This is a genomic window from Streptomyces sp. NPDC048442 (assembly GCF_040651475.1).
Classification (GTDB): domain Bacteria; phylum Actinomycetota; class Actinomycetes; order Streptomycetales; family Streptomycetaceae; genus Streptomyces.
Genome location: NZ_JBEZKB010000038.1, coordinates 38,119 through 55,114, shown reverse-complemented (window position 1 = coordinate 55,114; position 16,996 = coordinate 38,119). Strand labels below are relative to the sequence as shown.

Sequence of the window (16,996 nt, the reverse complement as noted above, 5' to 3'; positions counted from 1 at the left end):
TCCCGCCACCGACCCGGTCCCCTACGGCGGCGTACCGGCCGGGACCGTGGCGTCTTGGCCCAACAGGACGTGCCGGTACCGGAGTCGCAGGGGTGCGCACGGCACCAGAGGCCGGACGCACGGCTACGGGCCCTGACCGAGGCTCTTGGCCACCTCGGCGCCGACGGGGAGGCCCGCATCGACGGGGAGACCCGCATCGTCGACGGGAGGTCCGAGCCCGGACACACGGACCGGCGGCCGGGCAGGGACGGCGGTGCAGCGTGCACGAGCTCGACACTCTCGACCCGCGCCGAAGGAACCTGCCGGAGCGCAGGGCGCCGCAGGCAGCGACTCGCGCCGTCCCGTGTCCTACGCGTACGGATCGAAGGGGATGCCGGACGGCTTGGCCTTCGCGAGGTGGGCCGCGAAGTTGGCATCCTTGAGGCCGAACACGGCACTGCCGAAGTCGGTCTGGCTGAGCTTGTCGCGGAGACCCGCGGGGTAGCCGTTCCAGCCCACGAGCGCGGGAAACTGCCACGCGTGCTCATGGTTCTCCGGCGGTTCGTCGTGGGAGTTCGCGGGGCGGAAGCAGTGCGTGCTCGCCCCGTCCTTGTGGTAGACGACCTTGGGGTGCGTCCCGTCCCAGCGGATGCGGTCGCGGGGATGGATGTCGAAGTTCCCGTGCGCCGAGGTGGCGACGTAACGCGCCTCGTTGTTCTGCACCCACACGACGACGTGCTCCCAGTCGTGGCGGTGTCCCCCGAGGCCGCTGCCCGCCACGGCCTGGTCCTTCTCGAAGTACAGGCCGTACATGACGGCACACCAGCCGTTGTTGCACTTCTGACGCGCGTACCCGTTGGTGTTGTCGAGGTCCCCTGCGTCACGGCACTGGCCGTTGAGGGCTCCGGAGGGCTTCAGACCGCCGTTCGTCGTGCCGTCCGGGCCGATGGCGGCAGTGGGATAGCAGCCGTCCGTGTCGTAGTCGAAGGCCGGCTGGTAGGTCTGCTCCAGCACGTCCGCGTGTGCGGGCAGGGCCTGTGGCGGCTCGGCGTGGGCGTTGCCGGAAGCCGCGACGACCAGCGCGACGGCGCTGCCCAGTACGAGCGGCATTCTGCGGGTCCACGATTTCGTCTGCACTGTTGTTGTCTCCTGATCGCCGCCGGTCTCCAGTACACCTTGCCTTGACATGCCCACTCCAGCTTGAGTGAACCTCGTGCCATTTCCCGGGCGCCCGCCCCGCTCCCGCCGCACGGCGAAGTGGGTTCTGGCACAGATCTTGGGGAGCCGTCGCGGAGTGTGACGTCTCTGTTCGACTGTGAGGCGAAGGAGGGGGCTGAGACCGGGTACGACTTGCCGCGCGGAGCGGAACTGACGCGCCATCAGGTCTCTGTCGGACCCTGTCATCTTCGGCAGTGGCTGGTGACGGTAATCCCCATGCAGACGACCGACACATGGTTCTGGGACTCACTGGTGTTCGACGGGATCGACGCGGTGGACGTCGCGGCGGTGTCCGCCACCTTCCCTCACCCCTTCTTCCGGATCGAGCAGTTGGCGTCCGGGGCCTGGCCGGCCGGCCAGGCGATCCGGTCGAAGACGGCGGTGCGGGTGGCCGGGTCGAGGTGGACGATGGGGACGGCCTTGTTGTCGGGATTGCCGTACTGGTCCAGGCAGATCCAGCCGCTGGCGCCGTTCACCCGGTTGGTGCCGTGCAGCCGCAACCAGCTGTTCGAGACCTCGGAGAGGGTGGGCATCTTGACCGTGCCTCTCGTGCTATTGCGGATGCCGGTGATGGCGGTGGTGACCGCGTCGTACGTGATGATGACGCGTCCGTCCGCGAGCGTGGCGTCGCCGATCGAGTTCGGCGTCCCGCCGGTGGCCCGGGCCAGCAGGTCGCTGAGCTCCTTGGCCGCCGCCTTGGACCCGCCGGTGGCCAGGTTGCTCTTGTCGCCCCAGGCGTCGGGGTGTGCCAGGGCCGCGTAACGCACCGTGATTCCGGCTCCCTTGGTGAGCGCACCCCATTGATCAGCGAACTTCTCGTCCACCGTGAGAGTGGAGGCGTGCGAGCCACTGATGACCGTGTAGTGCTTCTTGCTGCAGTTGCGGTTGCCCAACTCGATCAGGAACTGGCGCAGTTGGACCGGACGTCCGGCGAAGTAGAGCGTCTTGGCGTCGGAGCTGCAGATACCCGAGACCATGGCATTGAAGTCGTTGGAGAGGTTGCCCTCGTCATTGAAGTCGTCCGGTGACTTGTACGTCTCCGGCTCGTGGGGCGCGTCCTTCGCCAGTCGCTGGAACGTCTCGCGCAGGCTGGTCAGGTAGTTGTCGCCCTCCCGGCTGTCCGCGACCAGTTGGGTCTCGCCGGGCTTGATTTTCGCGCCGAACGCGGCCAGCGCGTTCGCCTGGTCGGTGTTGCCGGGGGCGACGCGGGCCAGACCGGGGAACTGGTTCGGGCCGGAAGCGCTGTTGGCGATGTCGTCGGCGGTCATCGGCCCCGCGACGACGGGAATCTTCTTCTCATTGGTGAGGTAGCGGACCGCATCCTTACTCGCATCGATGCTGATGTTGATGCCCGCCACGGCCCGCAGGTTCTCCTTGTCGGAGGCGGCGGACGCGCCCAGCTTGTCAGCGGCAAACTTTGCGTACCGGTAGCCACGGCCAGGGTTGGCGAGCAGCAGTCGGATGGGCGGACGCTTGTGGTTGTCCTGGTGGTTGGCCCGGTGCTGGGCCAGATAGGCGCCCTGCACCTGCTCCGTGAACTCCTTCTGCTCGGCCGCGTTGTCCGAGATCATGGGGATCATCAGAGCGACGCCGGCCGGGTTCTTCCCCGCGACGCTGTCGTTCTCGGCCTTGATGCGGTCGAAGACCTGCTTCAGCGACGGGGTGAAGACATAACTCCCGTCGGTGACACCCACGCACTCGCCCCCGACCTCCTGCTTCGCCACGCCGGCGGCGCAGGTCAGGTCCTGGCGTAGGAAGGCCCACCAAATCCAGTAGCCGAGGCCCGCCAGCGCCAGGATCACCGCGATGGCGATCAGCTTCCGGTAGAGCGCTCCCCTGGGCCATTTGAAGGGCCACTTGAAGATCCTGCTGGCCGCCCTCGCCAGACTCCTGCGGAATCCGGTACGGGTCATCCGGTGCCTCCGTCGATCGGCAGGCCGGGCGCCTGGTGCCATCGGTCGAGCAAGGCCGGCCACTTGCCCTCGGCTTGGTGGAAGATCTTCTGGGGTCCAGGGCGGGCGCCGCGCGACAGGACGCCCAGCTGGAGCTTGAGGCTCTCGACCAGTTCGTGGTCGGGTACAGCGAGCGGGTCGGACAGCTGCCACACCCCCGCCACCAGCAGGTCGATCGCCTGGTGCACACCGGCGTCCTTCTCGCTGCGGCAGTACGGGCAGTCGGCCCGATCCGACGGTTCTCTCAGGCCCCTGGGCGGGTGCGGGGCGGCGCAGATCAGGTTGAGCGCGCCGAGCCAGGCCCTGGCGTCGAGTTCGTCCTCGCTGTAGCGCCCGTGCAGGGACCGTACGACGAAGTCCCGCTCGTTCAGCGCCAGCGAGTGGTGCAGGTAGCGGAGCTCGGGCCGCTCCGCCGCCTGGCCCCGGTCCAACGGGTCGTACCGGGCCCGGAGTCTGCGGTGCAGTTGGGTCCATTCGTCGACCTGCTGTGCGGGACCGGCCCCGGCAGCCGCCCGCGCCGCTTCGACGAGGGTGCGCAGGGCGTGCAGCAGCAGGGCGCGCAGCGTGGGGTCGGCCACGAAGGGCTCCGTACCCCCCGGCCAGCCTCCGCCGTCCCAGCAGTTGTACCGCAGATGGTCCCGGGCTTCCGGAACGGGGACGCCGCCGCCGGCCTCGTTCGGCGGGTAGCTGGCGCTCAGGGCGAACGCGGCATCGTCGTCGAGCGCGGGAGAGTAGTAGGTCAGGCGTCGGCGCATGACGCCGTCGGGTATCAACTGCCCGAGCAGCCAGACATGGACGGGTGGATGCGTATCCGTCGCGGCCGGGTGGTCGAGCAGATCGCCCGGGAGTACGTCGCCGCCCTCGTCCGCCCGCGCGACGGCCGCCGTGACCAGGTCATACGCGATCCCCGCCCGGCCACCACTCAGCCGCAGCACCTGGCTGATGGCATGCGTGGGCGGCCGCTTCCCGAACATCACTCGCACTTCGTCGAGGGTGAGCAGCGCGAGTGGAATCTCCGTCACCCACTGTGCGGGTGCGAGCGGCGGACTCCCCCGCCAGAAGCTGCCGGACACGCTCCTGCTGGACATGATTCTGCTGGGTGGTACGGCGATCGGCTCGGCCGGGACGACGACGTGTTCCGACTCCGGCTCCGGATCGCGCCGAAGCGCCGTGGCGACGACAGCGGGCCGCATCCGGCGCTCCCCGTCGGCCCCCTCGTGCCAGACGTTCACCAGCCCGTCCAGCACCAGCCGGCCCAGCGGGCTGTGGGCGTTGTCCAGGAGCAGCAGCGGCCGTGGCACCCCATTTCTGGTGTGCCGCCAACCGTAATGGGAGGCGATGTCTTCCAGAAAGGCGGCCAGCAGATGCCGCTCCGCCAGCCGCTTCAGTGGCGCGTCACCACGGAATTGCAGTGCCAGGTCGACGAGTTGGTCGGCGCCGTCGCCCTGGGTGCCGACGCCTCGGGCGGCCCACCAGCCGAGGCCCTTCCCGTTCGGCCGGGGGCCCAGCATTTCGGCCGCGACGCCGTCGATCACGCCGCGCACGATCGTGTCGAGCGGCGGAGCCACCGACCCCGCCTCGGCCAGTACATCCGTGATCGTCCTGACCCACCCCTGCCGCCGCTCCCTGCGCGCCTGGTCCGTCGGCTGCCCCTGCGCGAGCAGATCCGCCAACCCGCTGCGGGCGTGCACGAGTTGCCCCGCCCGGACCTGCTCCTGCCAGTTTGTGACCGCGAGCAGCCCCTGGGTCAGCCGGGGGAAGGACAGTGTCCCGTGGAACTTCTTCGCCTTCCGACTCAGCCTGTCCACCAGCAGGAAGAGCAGCTCCAGCGTGGGCGAGGTGTGCGTGGCGTCCTCGTCGAAGGGGGCGAGCCCGGGCTGGCCGAAGGCGGGCGCGCCGAGGTCGACGTACGCCTGGGGTATCTCCTGCGCGTACCGCTGCGACAGCTCTTGCAGCACGGCGGTCTTCCCGGACCTCCGGCCGCCCCCGCACACCACCAGCTGGGGACTGCCCTCGGGGATCTTCAGACGCGACCCGTTCGGCTTGAGCCCGACCAGCGCGGGCACCACCTCGTCGAACAATGCCGCGCGTCCGTACAGCTCCGCCATCGCTCCTCCTGGGCTGCCCGTCGCGCCAGTGCGCCGACGGTGAGAGGACCACAGATTAGGCCGTCAACTCACCTGTTTTCCGCGTTACTTGAGCATCCATCAGTCACGTTCCGGCCCGTGTCCGCACGCCGGGTCCGAATGAAGGGTATCCCCCGCTTCCCACCTCTCCCCCTGAAGGGAATACGACAAGGAACACGGCAGGAGCAAGGCGAAAGCACAGCTGGACACCCAGGATCACCCAGGGGGTCAGACCCGTCGACGTGACCGAGGTAGCCGTCGCAGACAATGGCAGATCGGGGCGCCCATCGCGGTCCAGGTCGCCGACCGGTTCCACCTGTGGCGCAACCTGGGCGAAGCCGCCGAGCGGTGTGTCTCCCGCCACCGCTCGTCCTCCGCGCGTCCTTCGCCGAGTCGGCGCCGGAGAAGGTTCCGGCTCCGGCACCGGCCGAGAAAGGGTGGCCATGGCCCACCGGGCACCGGTTCGCCGACCGTACCCGCGCCAGGCACGCCGCCGTCCCCGCGCTGCTGGCCACCGGCCACAGCCGACGCTCGGTCCAGCGCCAGCTCGGCATGGCCTACCGTACCGTCCAACGGCCGGCCGACGCCGCGAGGCCGGAAGACCTGTTCCAGGGGCGGTGGCAGAACCGCCAGACCAAGCTCGACGACTTCAAGCCGTACCTGCACGAGCGAGGGGCAGAGGGCTGCACGAACACCTGGAACCTCTGGGAAGAGATCAAGACGCACGGCTACACCGGCGGCTACGGAGCCGTCCGCACCTACCTCCAGCCGTTTCGCACATCCCCGACCGCACCTGCAGCCCGTCCTCCGTCCCCACGCACGGTCACCGGATGGATCCTGACTCACCGCGACACCCTGCCGTTCGGGCCCTGCGCCTGCGCTGATTCAGATGCCTTCGGCCTCCAGTGCGTACAGCTCGTAGGCAACGGTTCCGGTCTCGGTGTCCCGGGCGGCCGTTCCGACGCGGGTGAAGCCAACCTTGGTCAAGACGCGGCCGGAGGCGGGGTTGTCGAAGTGGTGCATGGCCTCCAGCCGATTGAGGCCGGCGGTGGTGAAGGCGACAGTGACGACCTGGTGGGCGGCGTGGGTAGCGTGGCCGTTGCCCCAGCTGTCGTCCCGAAGGATGTAGCTGAGGGTGCCCATGGTCGGGGTGCGTCGGCGCAGGGAGATCAGGCCGATCATCTCCGCTTCGTCGAGGATGCCCCAACTCCATTGCGCACGTGGGGTTTCTGCGGCTCGGGCGAGGGCTGCGCGGATCTTCTCGTGGGCCTGGTCGAGGGTGAGGGGCTTGCCGGTGGTGTGCCGGATCGAGGCGCCGCCGTAGATGCGGGTGAGGTCGGTGGCGTCGGCGGGGCGCAGCGCGCGCAGGGTCACCATGTGGTGGTCAGCTCCTTCGCGGTGGGCGGTTCGGCGGGACCGGGGGCGGTGGTGTGGGCGAGGGCTCCCCGGCACGGAAGGGTGGGCCCCTGGCTCCACAGTCGGGCCCCCGGGGATGTTCTGCCTGTGTGCAGCAGGAGCCGAGAGACCTCCAACGATCGTCAGCGGTCGACCGGGGGGATCTGGTCCAGCCCGCTTTCGCGCAGGATTTGCTGGATGGTGTCGTCCAGGGTGCTCTTCGCGCCGATGACACTCTCGAACTCGTCGGGCAGCAGGTCCTCCTCCCGGTACCAGTCGCTGAGGTGATCGGGGGTGACGTGTGTGAGGTACTCGGCATCCGGCTTCGTCGCGTGCCGCCGCACCGTTTCCGCGTACGGCACGTCGAGGTAGTAGCAGCGCGAGATACCACGATGGGCACGCACCAGGTTCTGGAGCATGGGGCCGTAGCGGTCGGCGTACAGGATGCCTTCGACGACGACGTGAAAGCCGTTGTCCAGGGCGTAGCGGGCGGTGAGGTCGATCAGGCCGATGTTGGCGCCGCCGGACCGGTCACGTTCGCGCAGCACGGTCCGGCGCAGGTTGTCCTGGCCGACGATGGCGAGGTTGCGGCCGAACCGCTCGCGCAGGCCGGCCGCGACGGACGATTTCCCCGAGGCGCTGTTGCCCCGGACCACGATCAGGCGCGTGTCTTCGGCACCTACGGTGCCTGGTGCGGCGGGCGTCACGCGGTCACGCTCTCCGGGCCGGGATGGCGCAGCGAGTTGGCATGGCCGCAGTACCAGCACGCCACAGTTTCCGGAAGGTCCTCGGACCTGGTACCGGAGATTCCGAAGAAGCTGTTGATACGGTAGCCGCCGCAGTTCCGGCAGGGCGTGGCGTGGAACGGCTTGGCGCAGCGGAAGCAGTTCCCGCCCGCGCCGTTCTTGTCGAAGTAGGTGATGCGGTGTCTGCGCTGCCGCAGCGGACGCAGAACGCTTCGTGGCTCATGGTTCCTGGTTTACCGCATCCTCCGGTCCTCGCTCCCCGGTCCTGTTCAACCGACACTCGGCAGGGTGCTGTTAAAGGGCTGGCGTCAGTGAGCCGACGAAATACCCGAGCCCGTACTCGCCCATGCAGACGGGTGCCACCTCGAGGATTATTGCCGAACCCCCGCCGTGGCCCGAGCGGCTATCGTCGCGAGGTCATGTACCCGAACACGGCGATCACTACGGCCACTCCCCCGGTTGCCACGGTTACCGGGGCAGCGAGGCTGGGGTGCTCATGGGTCACGTAGGCCAGCATGACGAAGACCAGCACCAGTAGCAGGCCGAGGAACGCGATGCTGCGGGCGGATCTGGATGCACCGCCGAAGCAGAAGCACACGATCAAGAGGATCTTCGACCGGCTGCTGGACGAGCACGCGGCGGACGGCATCTCCTACCAGATGGTCCGCGCCTACGTGGCGGTGCGACGCAAAGATGTCCGCTGGGAAGCCGGCCGCGGACCGGAGGAGATGTTCGTCCCTCAGACCCACATGCCCGGCGACGAGGCGGGGGTCGACTTCGGTGACGTCCACGTCGTGCTGGCAGGCGTGCCGACCCGCTGTTACCTGTTCTCGCTGCGTCTGTCGTACTCGGGCAAGGCGGTGCACCGACCCGTTGACCGCACTATCGGCGTGTCCTACGTGTCGGCTTGGTGAGGATGAGGAGTCTCCGTTCGGGAAGTGCCCGATGAGACGGAGATGCGATGGATCACGGTGTAGTCATAGCTGAACGCGAAGTGTCCGGCCTGGTGGTGGCACGGGTCGGCAGCGTGGCGGCAACCACTGCCACCGCGCTGCCATGGGTAGTGCTCGACGGTGCTGGGCGGGCGATCACGCCGGCAAGCGAGTTCCTCTGGGAATTGCCGGCCTGCGGCAACACCATCGCTTCCTGCCGGTCCTACGCCTTTGACCTGCTGCGTTGGTTCCGGTTCCTCGCCGCGGTGGACGTCGAGTGGAGCCGTGCGAAGCGCGTGGACGTACGCGACTTCGTCCTGTTGCTCCGGACGTGCCACAACCCGGCGCGGGACCGGCACCGCCCGGATGCACCCACGCCGGGGTCGCTGAACGCGCGCACCGGCAAGCCGTACCTACAGTCGGGCTATGCCCCGGCAACCATCAACCACGCGGTTTCGGTGCTGGCGGCGTTCTACGACCACCATCTGCAGACCGGGCAGGGGCCGCTGGTCTCCCCGGTGCCCCCGCAGTCCCGTGACGGACGCCGGCTGGGGGCGCATCACAACCCGCTGGAGCCGTTCCGGCTGCACCGCCGGGGCGCCTACCGGCAGAAGCAGGTCGACCGCGACCCACGCGCTGTCCCCGACGATGTCATCGAGGACCTGTTCACCTCGCTGGGCTGCCACCGCAACCGAGCGCTGTTCTCCATGTTCTTGTCCAGCGGCGCACGGGCCGCCGAGATGCTGGGCATGAAGATCGGTGACATCCACCCGGGCGAGGGCCGGATCTATGTGCAGACCAAGGGCTTGGGCGGCGCGAAGGAAGCCTGCCCTGCGTCCCCGGAAGCCTTCGCCTGGCTGGCGCTCTATCTCGGCGAGCTGGCCCAGGACGGCCACCGGCCCGCCCCGGACGAGCCGGTGTGGTGGACCCTGCGTGGACCGACACGCCCGCTGACCTACACCGCCCTGCGCGCGGTGCTGAATCGGAGCAACGCGCGGATCGGTGCGAACATCACGCTGCACGACCTGCGGCACACCCTGTGTCTGCGCCTGATCGAAGACCCGGGCATCACCCTGGTCGACACCCAGCAGGTGATGCGCCACCGGCGCATCACCACTACCAGCACCTACCTGCGGCCCAGGATCGACGAGGTCATTGCCAAGGTCCACGAGCACTACACGCGCCCCAAGCCTCCACCGCGGCCGCTGACCGGTTGGACGTATGACCCGGACGACCTCGCCGACGTGTTCGGAAACCGCTGATGGCCCGGCACGGGCGCGTTGCCCGCACTCCGGTCAGTCCTCGTGACCCTGCTCTCCTGACCGCTGTGCTCCCCGAGCCGAGGAGCATGGCCCTCGGCAGTGGACGGGCGATGGCGCATCGCGATGAGCTCGCGCGACTGGCCGAGAACTTGCTGAGCGAGCCGACCGTCCGCAATCTGTGGCGCCGGCAGCTCTCGCTGACACGCATCTTCGATTGGCTGGAGGGATTCCCCGCCGATACCTGGCAGGACCGCTGGTTGCTGAGCGGTTCCGACGACTTGGGCTCCGACTGCGGCGCCCGCTACAAACGGCGCTGGGGCAGCTGGCCCATGCGGGATGGCTCGACGACTTCGCACGACTCGGCCTCGCACGGCACGACCCGCTCACCGACATGTGGCACAGGACGCCGGTGAGGGCCGAGGCGCGGTGATCGGCGGTCCGAGCATCCGGCCCGAGCCCCTCGCTTCCGACGCGTACCGGAGAGCTTGGCGGGTACCCCTCGACAGCGACTCGCACGCCGTCCGGCCGATTCGGTGGCAGCAGAGTGCGGGGGTTCGGGACCGCACAGCGCGCGCAGTGTGCAAGTGGCTTGAATACTCTGGTTTAGGCCGCTTTGCGAGGGTACTGAGAGCCTCAGATCTACCAGCACGAGCACCTGACACCTGGAAGGAACGCCGTGGACAAGCCCAGCACCAGTAACCCCAAGACCCACCCGGGGAAGGAGGTCCCCGACAAGGTGACCCGTACCCCGGGCGGAGAGGGGGGTGGGCCCGAGATCCCCGGCCGCCCCGCTCCGGAGCCGCCCCAGGTCGACGAGCCGACCGAGGTGCACGGGCCGTTGCCGCCCAAACCGGACCAACACGGGCCTGCCTCGGTGAGCCCCACCGGCGAAAGCACCGGACTCGACCAGGACGTGGTGGCGCAGCGCGATGCGTATCTGACCACCGCCCAGGGCGCCCGCCTGTACGAGACCGACCACTCCTTGAAGGTGGGCGAGCGGGGGCCGACCCTGCTCCAGGACCACCACCTGCGTGAAAAGATCACGCACTTCGACCACGAACGCATCCCCGAGCGCGTCGTGCACGCGCGCGGGGCCGCGGCCCACGGTGTCTTCCAGGGGTACGGGACAGCCGCCAAGGTCACGAAGGCCGCGTTCCTGGCCAAGGGCGCGGAGACAGAAGTCTTTGTACGTTTCTCCACCGTCCTCGGCTCGCGGGGCTCCGCGGACACGGTGCGCGACACACGTGGCTTCGCGACGAAGTTCTACACCGGTGAAGGCACCTTCGATCTGGTCGGCAACAACATGCCGGTCTTCTTCATCCAGGACGCCATCAAGTTCCCGGACATCATTCACGCGGGCAAGCCGCACCCTGACCGGGAGATCCCGCAGGCACAGAGCGCCCACGACACGTTCTGGGACTTTGTCACCCTGCACACCGAAGCCACCCACCACACCCTGTGGAACATGTCCGACCGGGGCATCCCTCGCTCGTACCGGATGATGGAGGGCTTCGGCGTCCACACCTTCCGTCTCGTCAACGCCGAAGGCGGAACGACCCTGGCGAAGTTCCACTGGAAGCCCAAGCTCGGCGTGCACTCCCAGGTGTGGGAGGAGGCGCAGATCACCCAGGGCATGGACCCCGACTTCCACCGCCGCGACCTCGCGGACGCCATCGAGGCGGGGGCGTACCCGCAGTGGGAACTGGGCGTCCAGATCTTCCCGGACAACCCCGAACAGGTCTTCGAGGGCATCGACCTCCTCGACCCGACGAACCTGGCGCCGGAGGAGCTCGCCCCCGTACAGCCGGTCGGTCTGCTCACCCTCAACGCGAATCCGACGAACTACTTCGCCGAGACCGAGCAGGTCGCCTTCCACCCGGGCCATCTCGTTCCGGGTATCGACGTCACCGACGACCCGCTGCTGACAGGCCGCCTGTTCTCGTACCTGGACACCCAGATCAGCCGGCTCGGCGGCCCAAACTTCGGCCAGCTGCCCATCAACCGCCCGCACGCCCCCGTCAACGACATGCTGCGCGACGGCATGCACCAGACCGCCGTGCACAGCGGTACCGCTCCCTACAAGCCCAACTCGCTGGACGGGGGGTGCCCGTTCCTGGCCGGGGAGGACGTCGGGGCGTACGTGGAGGTGCCGAAGGAGGTCGAGGCGGGGCGGAAGGTGCGCCAGGCGCCCGCTTCGTTCTCCGACCACTTCAGCCAGCCGCGGCGGTTCTGGCTCAGCATGACGCCGACGGAACAGGAACACATCATCGCCGCGTACACCTTCGAGCTGAACAAGTGCTACGAACAGGCCCTCAAGGAAAGGGCGTTGAAGGTCCTGGCCAACATCGATCCGGTACTGTGCGCCGAGGTCGCCACGGGCCTCGGCCTCCCGGCCCCGGAAGCCACGGAGCCGCCCGCCGACGTCGAGCCGAGCCCGGCGCTCTCGCAACTCGGCAAGAAGTGGCCGACGGAAGGGCGCGTCATCGGCATTGTGGCGAACACCGACGGCGATCTCGACTCTCTGCGGTCTGTACGGGAAGACGTCCTGGCAGCGGGCATGGTCCCGCTCGTCATCGCACCGACAGGCGGCAAGCTCGACGACGGCACCGGAGAACCGGTCACGGTGCAGCGTACGTTCGCGACCGCCCGGTCCATCGAGTTCGACGCAATCCTGCTGGCCGGAGCCCCGGAGCCGGGCGCCGACGCGTACGGCGCCCGTGACGCCAAGGCGGACGAACAGCAGGCCGGGACGACCGACCCCCGCGTCCTCCTCCTGGTCTCGGAGGCATACCGGCACGGCAAGGCGATCGGCGGCTGGGCAGGAGCCCGCGCGGTGCTCGAAGCGTCCGGCGCCTCGGCGTCCGCTCCCGGAGTGGTGCTCGGCGAGATGGGCGCGGCGGTCCTCGAAGAGATCACGGAACTGCTGGCGGCGCACCGGGCGTGGGAGCGGTTCCCGGCATGCGTCTGACGCCGCCCGAGGGTCGGGACGGCGCCCTGTCTCGCGGCCCGTCGGCGCGGCGAGACAGGCCCGCCCTGCGGGAGGCCGTACAGGGCACACCTGTGCGAGGAGCGATCCGGTACCTATGGCCTCACCAGAGGTCCCGAAGGAGTACGACATGCGTGTGCTGTCCCTGGTCTGTACGTTGAGCCCCTCCCCCAAGCCCTCCAGCAGCCAGCTTCTGGCGGAGCAGGTCGGGGCGGAGTTCGAGAAGCTGGGCGCCGAGGTGGAGACCGTGCGCGTGGTCGACCACGACGTACGCCCCGGCGTCGAACTCGACATGGGCGGCGGCGATGCATGGCCCGCACTGCGGGAGAAGGTCATGGCGGCCGACATCCTGGTGCTCGCCACTCCCATCTGGCTCGGCCACCCCTCCAGCGTCTGCCAGCGTGTCCTCGAACGCCTCGACGCCGAGCTCTCCGAGACGGACGCGGCGGGGCGCCTGCTGACGTACGGCAAGGTGGCGGCGGTGGCCGTGGTGGGCAACGAGGACGGCGCGCACAAGGTGAGCGCCGACCTCTTCCAGGGCCTCAACGACACCGGCTTCTCGCTGGCGCCCGGCGCGGTGACGTACTGGGTCGGCGAGGCGCAGCAGGGCACCGACTACCAGGACCTCGACGAGACCCCGGAGGCCGTGGCCTCCACCACCCACACCCTCGTGGTGAATTCCCTGCACCTGGCTGAGCGGCTGCGGCAGCACCCGTACCCGGCTTCCTGAGGCCCGGCTCCGTAGGCACACCCCTCACACCGCCGGCCGCGGCTCCGGCTCCGGCTCCGGTCGGCCCGAACCGCAGGAGAAGGAAGACATTGATGGACAGCACCCTGCCCCTTCTCGTCAAGGGCTACGGCTGGCTTCCCGACCGGCGGCGGCGCGCGGGAGGCCGACCGGTGCACACCCGGCTGGCCGGGCGCCGCGCGATCGCCCTGCACGGCACACAAGCGGTGCGCTGGTTCTACGACGAAGAAAACGTCGTACGTCAGGACGCGTTGCCCGGCCCTCTGCTGGACACCCTGTTCGGCCGCGGCGCGGTGCACACCCTGGACGGGGAGTCCCACCGCGTCCGCAAGTCGATGTTCATGACCGAGCTCAAGGACACCGGTGGCCTGCGGGACCTCGCCGACCGGCTGGGACGCGAGTGGGACCCGGCAGCGGCCGAGTGGGCCGAGCGGGAGCGGGTCGTGCTCTTCGACGAGGCGTCCGAGGTCATCACGCGGGCGGTCTGCGGCTGGGCCGGCGTCGCACTGCCCGAAGGCCCCGGCGGTGCCCGGCAGATGGCGGACGACCTGATCGCGATGGTCGACGGTTTCGCCACCGCGGGCCCGCGCCACTTGCGCGCGCGGCGCGCACGGGCGAGGCAGGAAGCCAGGATCGCGGAGCTGGTGAACGCCGAGCGCGAGCAGGCGAAGGCAGCGACGGGAAGTCACGACGTCAAGACCGTCACGGCGTTCGCCGCCGTCGCCCACCACCGGGACGCCGACGGCACCCTCCTCGACCCGCACACCGCAGCCGTCGAGGTTCTCAACGTCGTCCGGCCCACGGTGGCCGTCACGTGGTACGTGACGTTCGCCGCGCACGCGCTCCACAGGTGGCCCGAACAGCGCGGGCAGCTCGCCGCGGGAAACGCGGCACAGGTATTGGCGTTCGCCCAAGAGGTGCGCCGCTTCTACCCGTTCGCACCGTTCGTCGCCGGCCTTGCCACCGACCACGCGCGGTGGGAGGGGCAGGAGGTGCCCGCCGGAACGATGGTGCTGCTCGACCTCTACGGCCAGAACCACGACCCGGCCCTGTTCCCCGACCCGTACACCTTCGACCCGGGCCGCTTCCTGGACCGGGAACCCGGCCGGGACGAACTCGTCCCCCAGGGCGGCGGCGACCCGGCCACCGGCCACCGCTGCCCCGGCGAGGACGTCACGCTCACCGTACTGGCGACACTCGCACCACGACTGGCCCGCCTGGAGTACGACGTACCGGAACAGGACCTCACCATCGCGCTCCACCGCATGCCGACCCGCCCGCGCAGCGGATTCGTCCTCGCGAACGTACGGAAGAACACGCAGGGGAGGTAGCCGCGGACACGCGGGAGAACGGGGCGGCCCTGGATGCGGGGAGCACCGTGCGCACGTGGATGTCCCGTTGGCCGGCGAGCCGCAGGGTGTCCCGTCCTCGCCCCGGCCTCGTCGTCCCGCCCGATACGGCGCGGGGCGGTGGCGGGCACTCGGGCGATGCGTGACGATCAAATGACCGACCGCGACGCCTGGAGGATCCATGGCAGTGCGACATCAGCTCATCCGACGTCCCCCCGAGGCTCTCTGGGCGGTGCTCCGCGACGAGTCCCGCTACCACGACTGGGTCGTGGGCACGCACTCTTCACGACCGGGCGAAGGCGACTGGCCGACACCGGGCTCCACCTTGCGCTACACCGTCCGGCTGGGCCCCAAGAAGTTCGCGGGGCACACCGTCGTCCGCCGTCACGAGCCGCCGCACACACTGGAGCTGGAGGTGGACAGCGGGCTTCTGGGCACCGCGCGCATCGCCTTCGACATCCGGTCGTGGGGCGAGAACACGCTGGTCATCGTGGACGAGCACCCGCTGCGCGGCCTGGGCGGGGCACTGCACAACGCCCCGCTGGACGCGCTCGTGCAGCTTCGCCACCGCCGCATGCTCGGACGGCTGGCGCGCGTCGTCGAGGAATCGGCGCCGGACAGCAGCAGGAGGCGGACCGCCGATGTCTGACGCGGTCGTGATCGGCAGCGGGCCCAACGGGCTGGTCGCCGCCAACCTGCTGGCCGACGCCGGCTGGCAGGTGACCGTCCTGGAAGCCCAGGACGAACCGGGCGGGGCGGTACGCAGCGACCGCGCCGTCCACCCCGACTACGTCAGCGACACGTTCAGCGCGTTCTACCCGCTGGCCGCCGCCTCCCCCGTCGTCACCGCTCTCGGCCTCGACCGGTACGGCCTGCGGTGGAGCCACGCCCCGCACGTCCTCGCACACCCCCTGCCGGACGGGCGGTGCGCGGTACTGGACCGGGACCGTACGGTGACCGCGGCGAGCCTGGAGGGTTTCGGGGCGGGAGACGGACAGGCGTGGCTGGACCTGTGCGAAGGCTGGGACGGCGTGAGCGATCAGATCCTGGCAGCCCTCTTCACCCCCTTCCCGCCGGTACGTGCCGCCACCGCGCTCGCCGGGCGCGTACGGGCGGCGGGCGGGCTGCGGTTCGCCCGTGAACTCCTGCTGCCCGTAAGGCGTCTGGGCGAGGAGAAGTTCGGCGGGGAAGGCGGCAGGCTGCTCCTGGCAGGCAACGCGCTGCACGCGGATCTCGCCCCTGAGGCGGCGGGCAGCGGCGGCTTCGGCTGGGTGATGTCCATGCTCGGCCAGACGTACGGCTTCCCCGTGCCCGTCGGAGGGGCCGGCGCTCTGACCGATGCCCTGGTGACCCGGCTGCGGGACCGCGGCGGCACCGTGCAATGCGGGCAGCGTGTCACCGAGGTGGTGGTACGCGGGGGCCGCGCCCTGGGAGTGCGGACCGCCACGGGGGAAGCGGTGCGCGCGCACCGTGCCGTCCTCGCCGACGTATCGGCGCCGCACCTCTATCACGACCTGGTTGCCGAGCACGAGCTGCCCCCGCGCGTCCTGGCCGATCTCCGGCGCTTCACCTGGGACTTCGCGACCTTCAAGGTGGACTGGGCGCTGAACGGCCCCGTCCCGTGGGAAGCGGCGGGCGCCGCCGGTGCCGGGACCGTGCACCTCGCCGACAGCGTGGACGAACTCACTTGCTTCGCGGCCCAGTTGGCGACCGGACAGGTCGCCGACCGGCCGTTCCTGCTGTTCGGCCAGATGACCACCGCGGACGCCTCCCGCTCCCCCGCAGGAACGGAGTCCGCCTGGGCGTACACCCACGTACCGCACGAGGTGCGCGGTGACGCCGGCGGTGGCGGCCTCACCGGCCGCTGGGACAAGCGGGAGGAGGAGGTGATGGCCGACCGGATGGAGGAGCGCGTCGAGCGGTACGCGCCCGGCTTCCGCAGCCGCATCCGCGCCCGGCGCATCCTCGCGCCGCCCACCCTTCAAGCCGCCGACGCCAATCTCCACCACGGTGCGATCAACGGTGGCACCGCCGCCTTGCACCAGCAACTCGTCTTCCGCCCCCTACCGGGCACGGGCCGCCCCGAGACGGCCGTTCAGGGCCTGTACCTCGCGTCTGCCTCCGCGCACCCCGGTGGCGGCGTGCACGGCGCACCCGGAGCGAACGCCGCCCGCGCCGCGCTGCGCGGGCGCGGTCCGGTGCGTACCGCCGCCGCGGCGGCACAGCGCGCGCTGGCGCGAAGGCGACGATGAGGGCGGCACAGAGCTGAACCGGACCACGGGGCTCGCTCGCTCTCGCGCTCA

The 16,996-nt window shown here is 69.9% G+C and carries 13 protein-coding genes; 8 read left to right on the top strand and 5 right to left on the bottom strand.

The window, feature by feature from the left end:
- Positions 1-348: 348 nt before the first annotated feature.
- The 5 genes from AB0D18_RS37020 to AB0D18_RS37000 form a co-directional block, all read right to left on the bottom strand.
- Positions 349-1,089, bottom strand: a complete 741-nt coding sequence (locus AB0D18_RS37020; protein ID WP_362429238.1) for an NPP1 family protein — start codon at positions 1,087-1,089, stop codon at positions 349-351.
- A 413-nt stretch (positions 1,090-1,502) separates the two neighbouring features.
- Positions 1,503-3,110 carry a hypothetical protein gene (locus tag AB0D18_RS37015; protein ID WP_362429201.1) on the bottom strand — a complete coding sequence of 536 codons (1,608 nt, stop codon included), beginning with the start codon at positions 3,108-3,110 and terminating at the stop codon, positions 1,503-1,505.
- A complete protein-coding gene (locus AB0D18_RS37010) occupies positions 3,107-5,257 on the bottom strand; it encodes a hypothetical protein (protein ID WP_362429199.1) in 2,151 nt (716 codons plus the stop codon). The genes AB0D18_RS37015 and AB0D18_RS37010 overlap by 4 nt, the downstream gene beginning before the upstream one ends.
- A gap of 903 nt (positions 5,258-6,160) precedes the next feature.
- A complete protein-coding gene (locus tag AB0D18_RS37005; protein ID WP_362429196.1) occupies positions 6,161-6,652 on the bottom strand; it encodes a GNAT family N-acetyltransferase in 492 nt (163 codons plus the stop codon).
- Positions 6,653-6,813: 161 nt separating this feature from the next.
- The gene (locus AB0D18_RS37000) at positions 6,814-7,377 is read right to left on the bottom strand and encodes an AAA family ATPase (RefSeq protein ID WP_362429193.1); all 564 of its coding nucleotides are present in this window, start codon (positions 7,375-7,377) and stop codon (positions 6,814-6,816) included.
- Between the two features lie 554 nt (positions 7,378-7,931).
- Here AB0D18_RS37000 and AB0D18_RS36995 point away from each other — a divergent pair.
- The 8 genes from AB0D18_RS36995 (at position 7,932) to AB0D18_RS36960 (ending at position 16,945) form a co-directional block, all read left to right on the top strand.
- The gene (locus AB0D18_RS36995; protein ID WP_362429190.1) at positions 7,932-8,330 is read left to right on the top strand and encodes a hypothetical protein; all 399 of its coding nucleotides are present in this window, start codon (positions 7,932-7,934) and stop codon (positions 8,328-8,330) included.
- A gap of 47 nt (positions 8,331-8,377) precedes the next feature.
- Positions 8,378-9,610, top strand: coding sequence for a tyrosine-type recombinase/integrase (locus AB0D18_RS36990; RefSeq protein WP_362429188.1), 1,233 nt, complete (start codon positions 8,378-8,380; stop codon positions 9,608-9,610).
- Positions 9,611-9,696: 86 nt separating this feature from the next.
- Positions 9,697-10,023, top strand: a complete 327-nt coding sequence (locus AB0D18_RS36985; protein ID WP_362429185.1) for a hypothetical protein — start codon at positions 9,697-9,699, stop codon at positions 10,021-10,023.
- Positions 10,024-10,346: 323 nt separating this feature from the next.
- Positions 10,347-12,578 (top strand): catalase, encoded by a 2,232-nt coding sequence (locus AB0D18_RS36980; protein ID WP_362429235.1) that lies wholly within the window; start codon positions 10,347-10,349, stop codon positions 12,576-12,578.
- 148 nt (positions 12,579-12,726) lie between these two features.
- Positions 12,727-13,326 (top strand): NAD(P)H-dependent oxidoreductase, encoded by a 600-nt coding sequence (locus AB0D18_RS36975; protein ID WP_362429182.1) that lies wholly within the window; start codon positions 12,727-12,729, stop codon positions 13,324-13,326.
- A gap of 89 nt (positions 13,327-13,415) precedes the next feature.
- Complete coding sequence (locus AB0D18_RS36970; protein WP_362429179.1) at positions 13,416-14,675, top strand: cytochrome P450; 1,260 nt, start codon at positions 13,416-13,418, stop codon at positions 14,673-14,675.
- A gap of 199 nt (positions 14,676-14,874) precedes the next feature.
- Positions 14,875-15,342 carry an SRPBCC family protein gene (locus AB0D18_RS36965; RefSeq protein WP_362429176.1) on the top strand — a complete coding sequence of 156 codons (468 nt, stop codon included), beginning with the start codon at positions 14,875-14,877 and terminating at the stop codon, positions 15,340-15,342.
- Positions 15,335-16,945, top strand: a complete 1,611-nt coding sequence (locus tag AB0D18_RS36960) for an NAD(P)/FAD-dependent oxidoreductase (protein ID WP_362429173.1) — start codon at positions 15,335-15,337, stop codon at positions 16,943-16,945. Before AB0D18_RS36965 ends, AB0D18_RS36960 begins: the two co-directional genes overlap by 8 nt.
- Positions 16,946-16,996 lie beyond the last annotated feature (51 nt).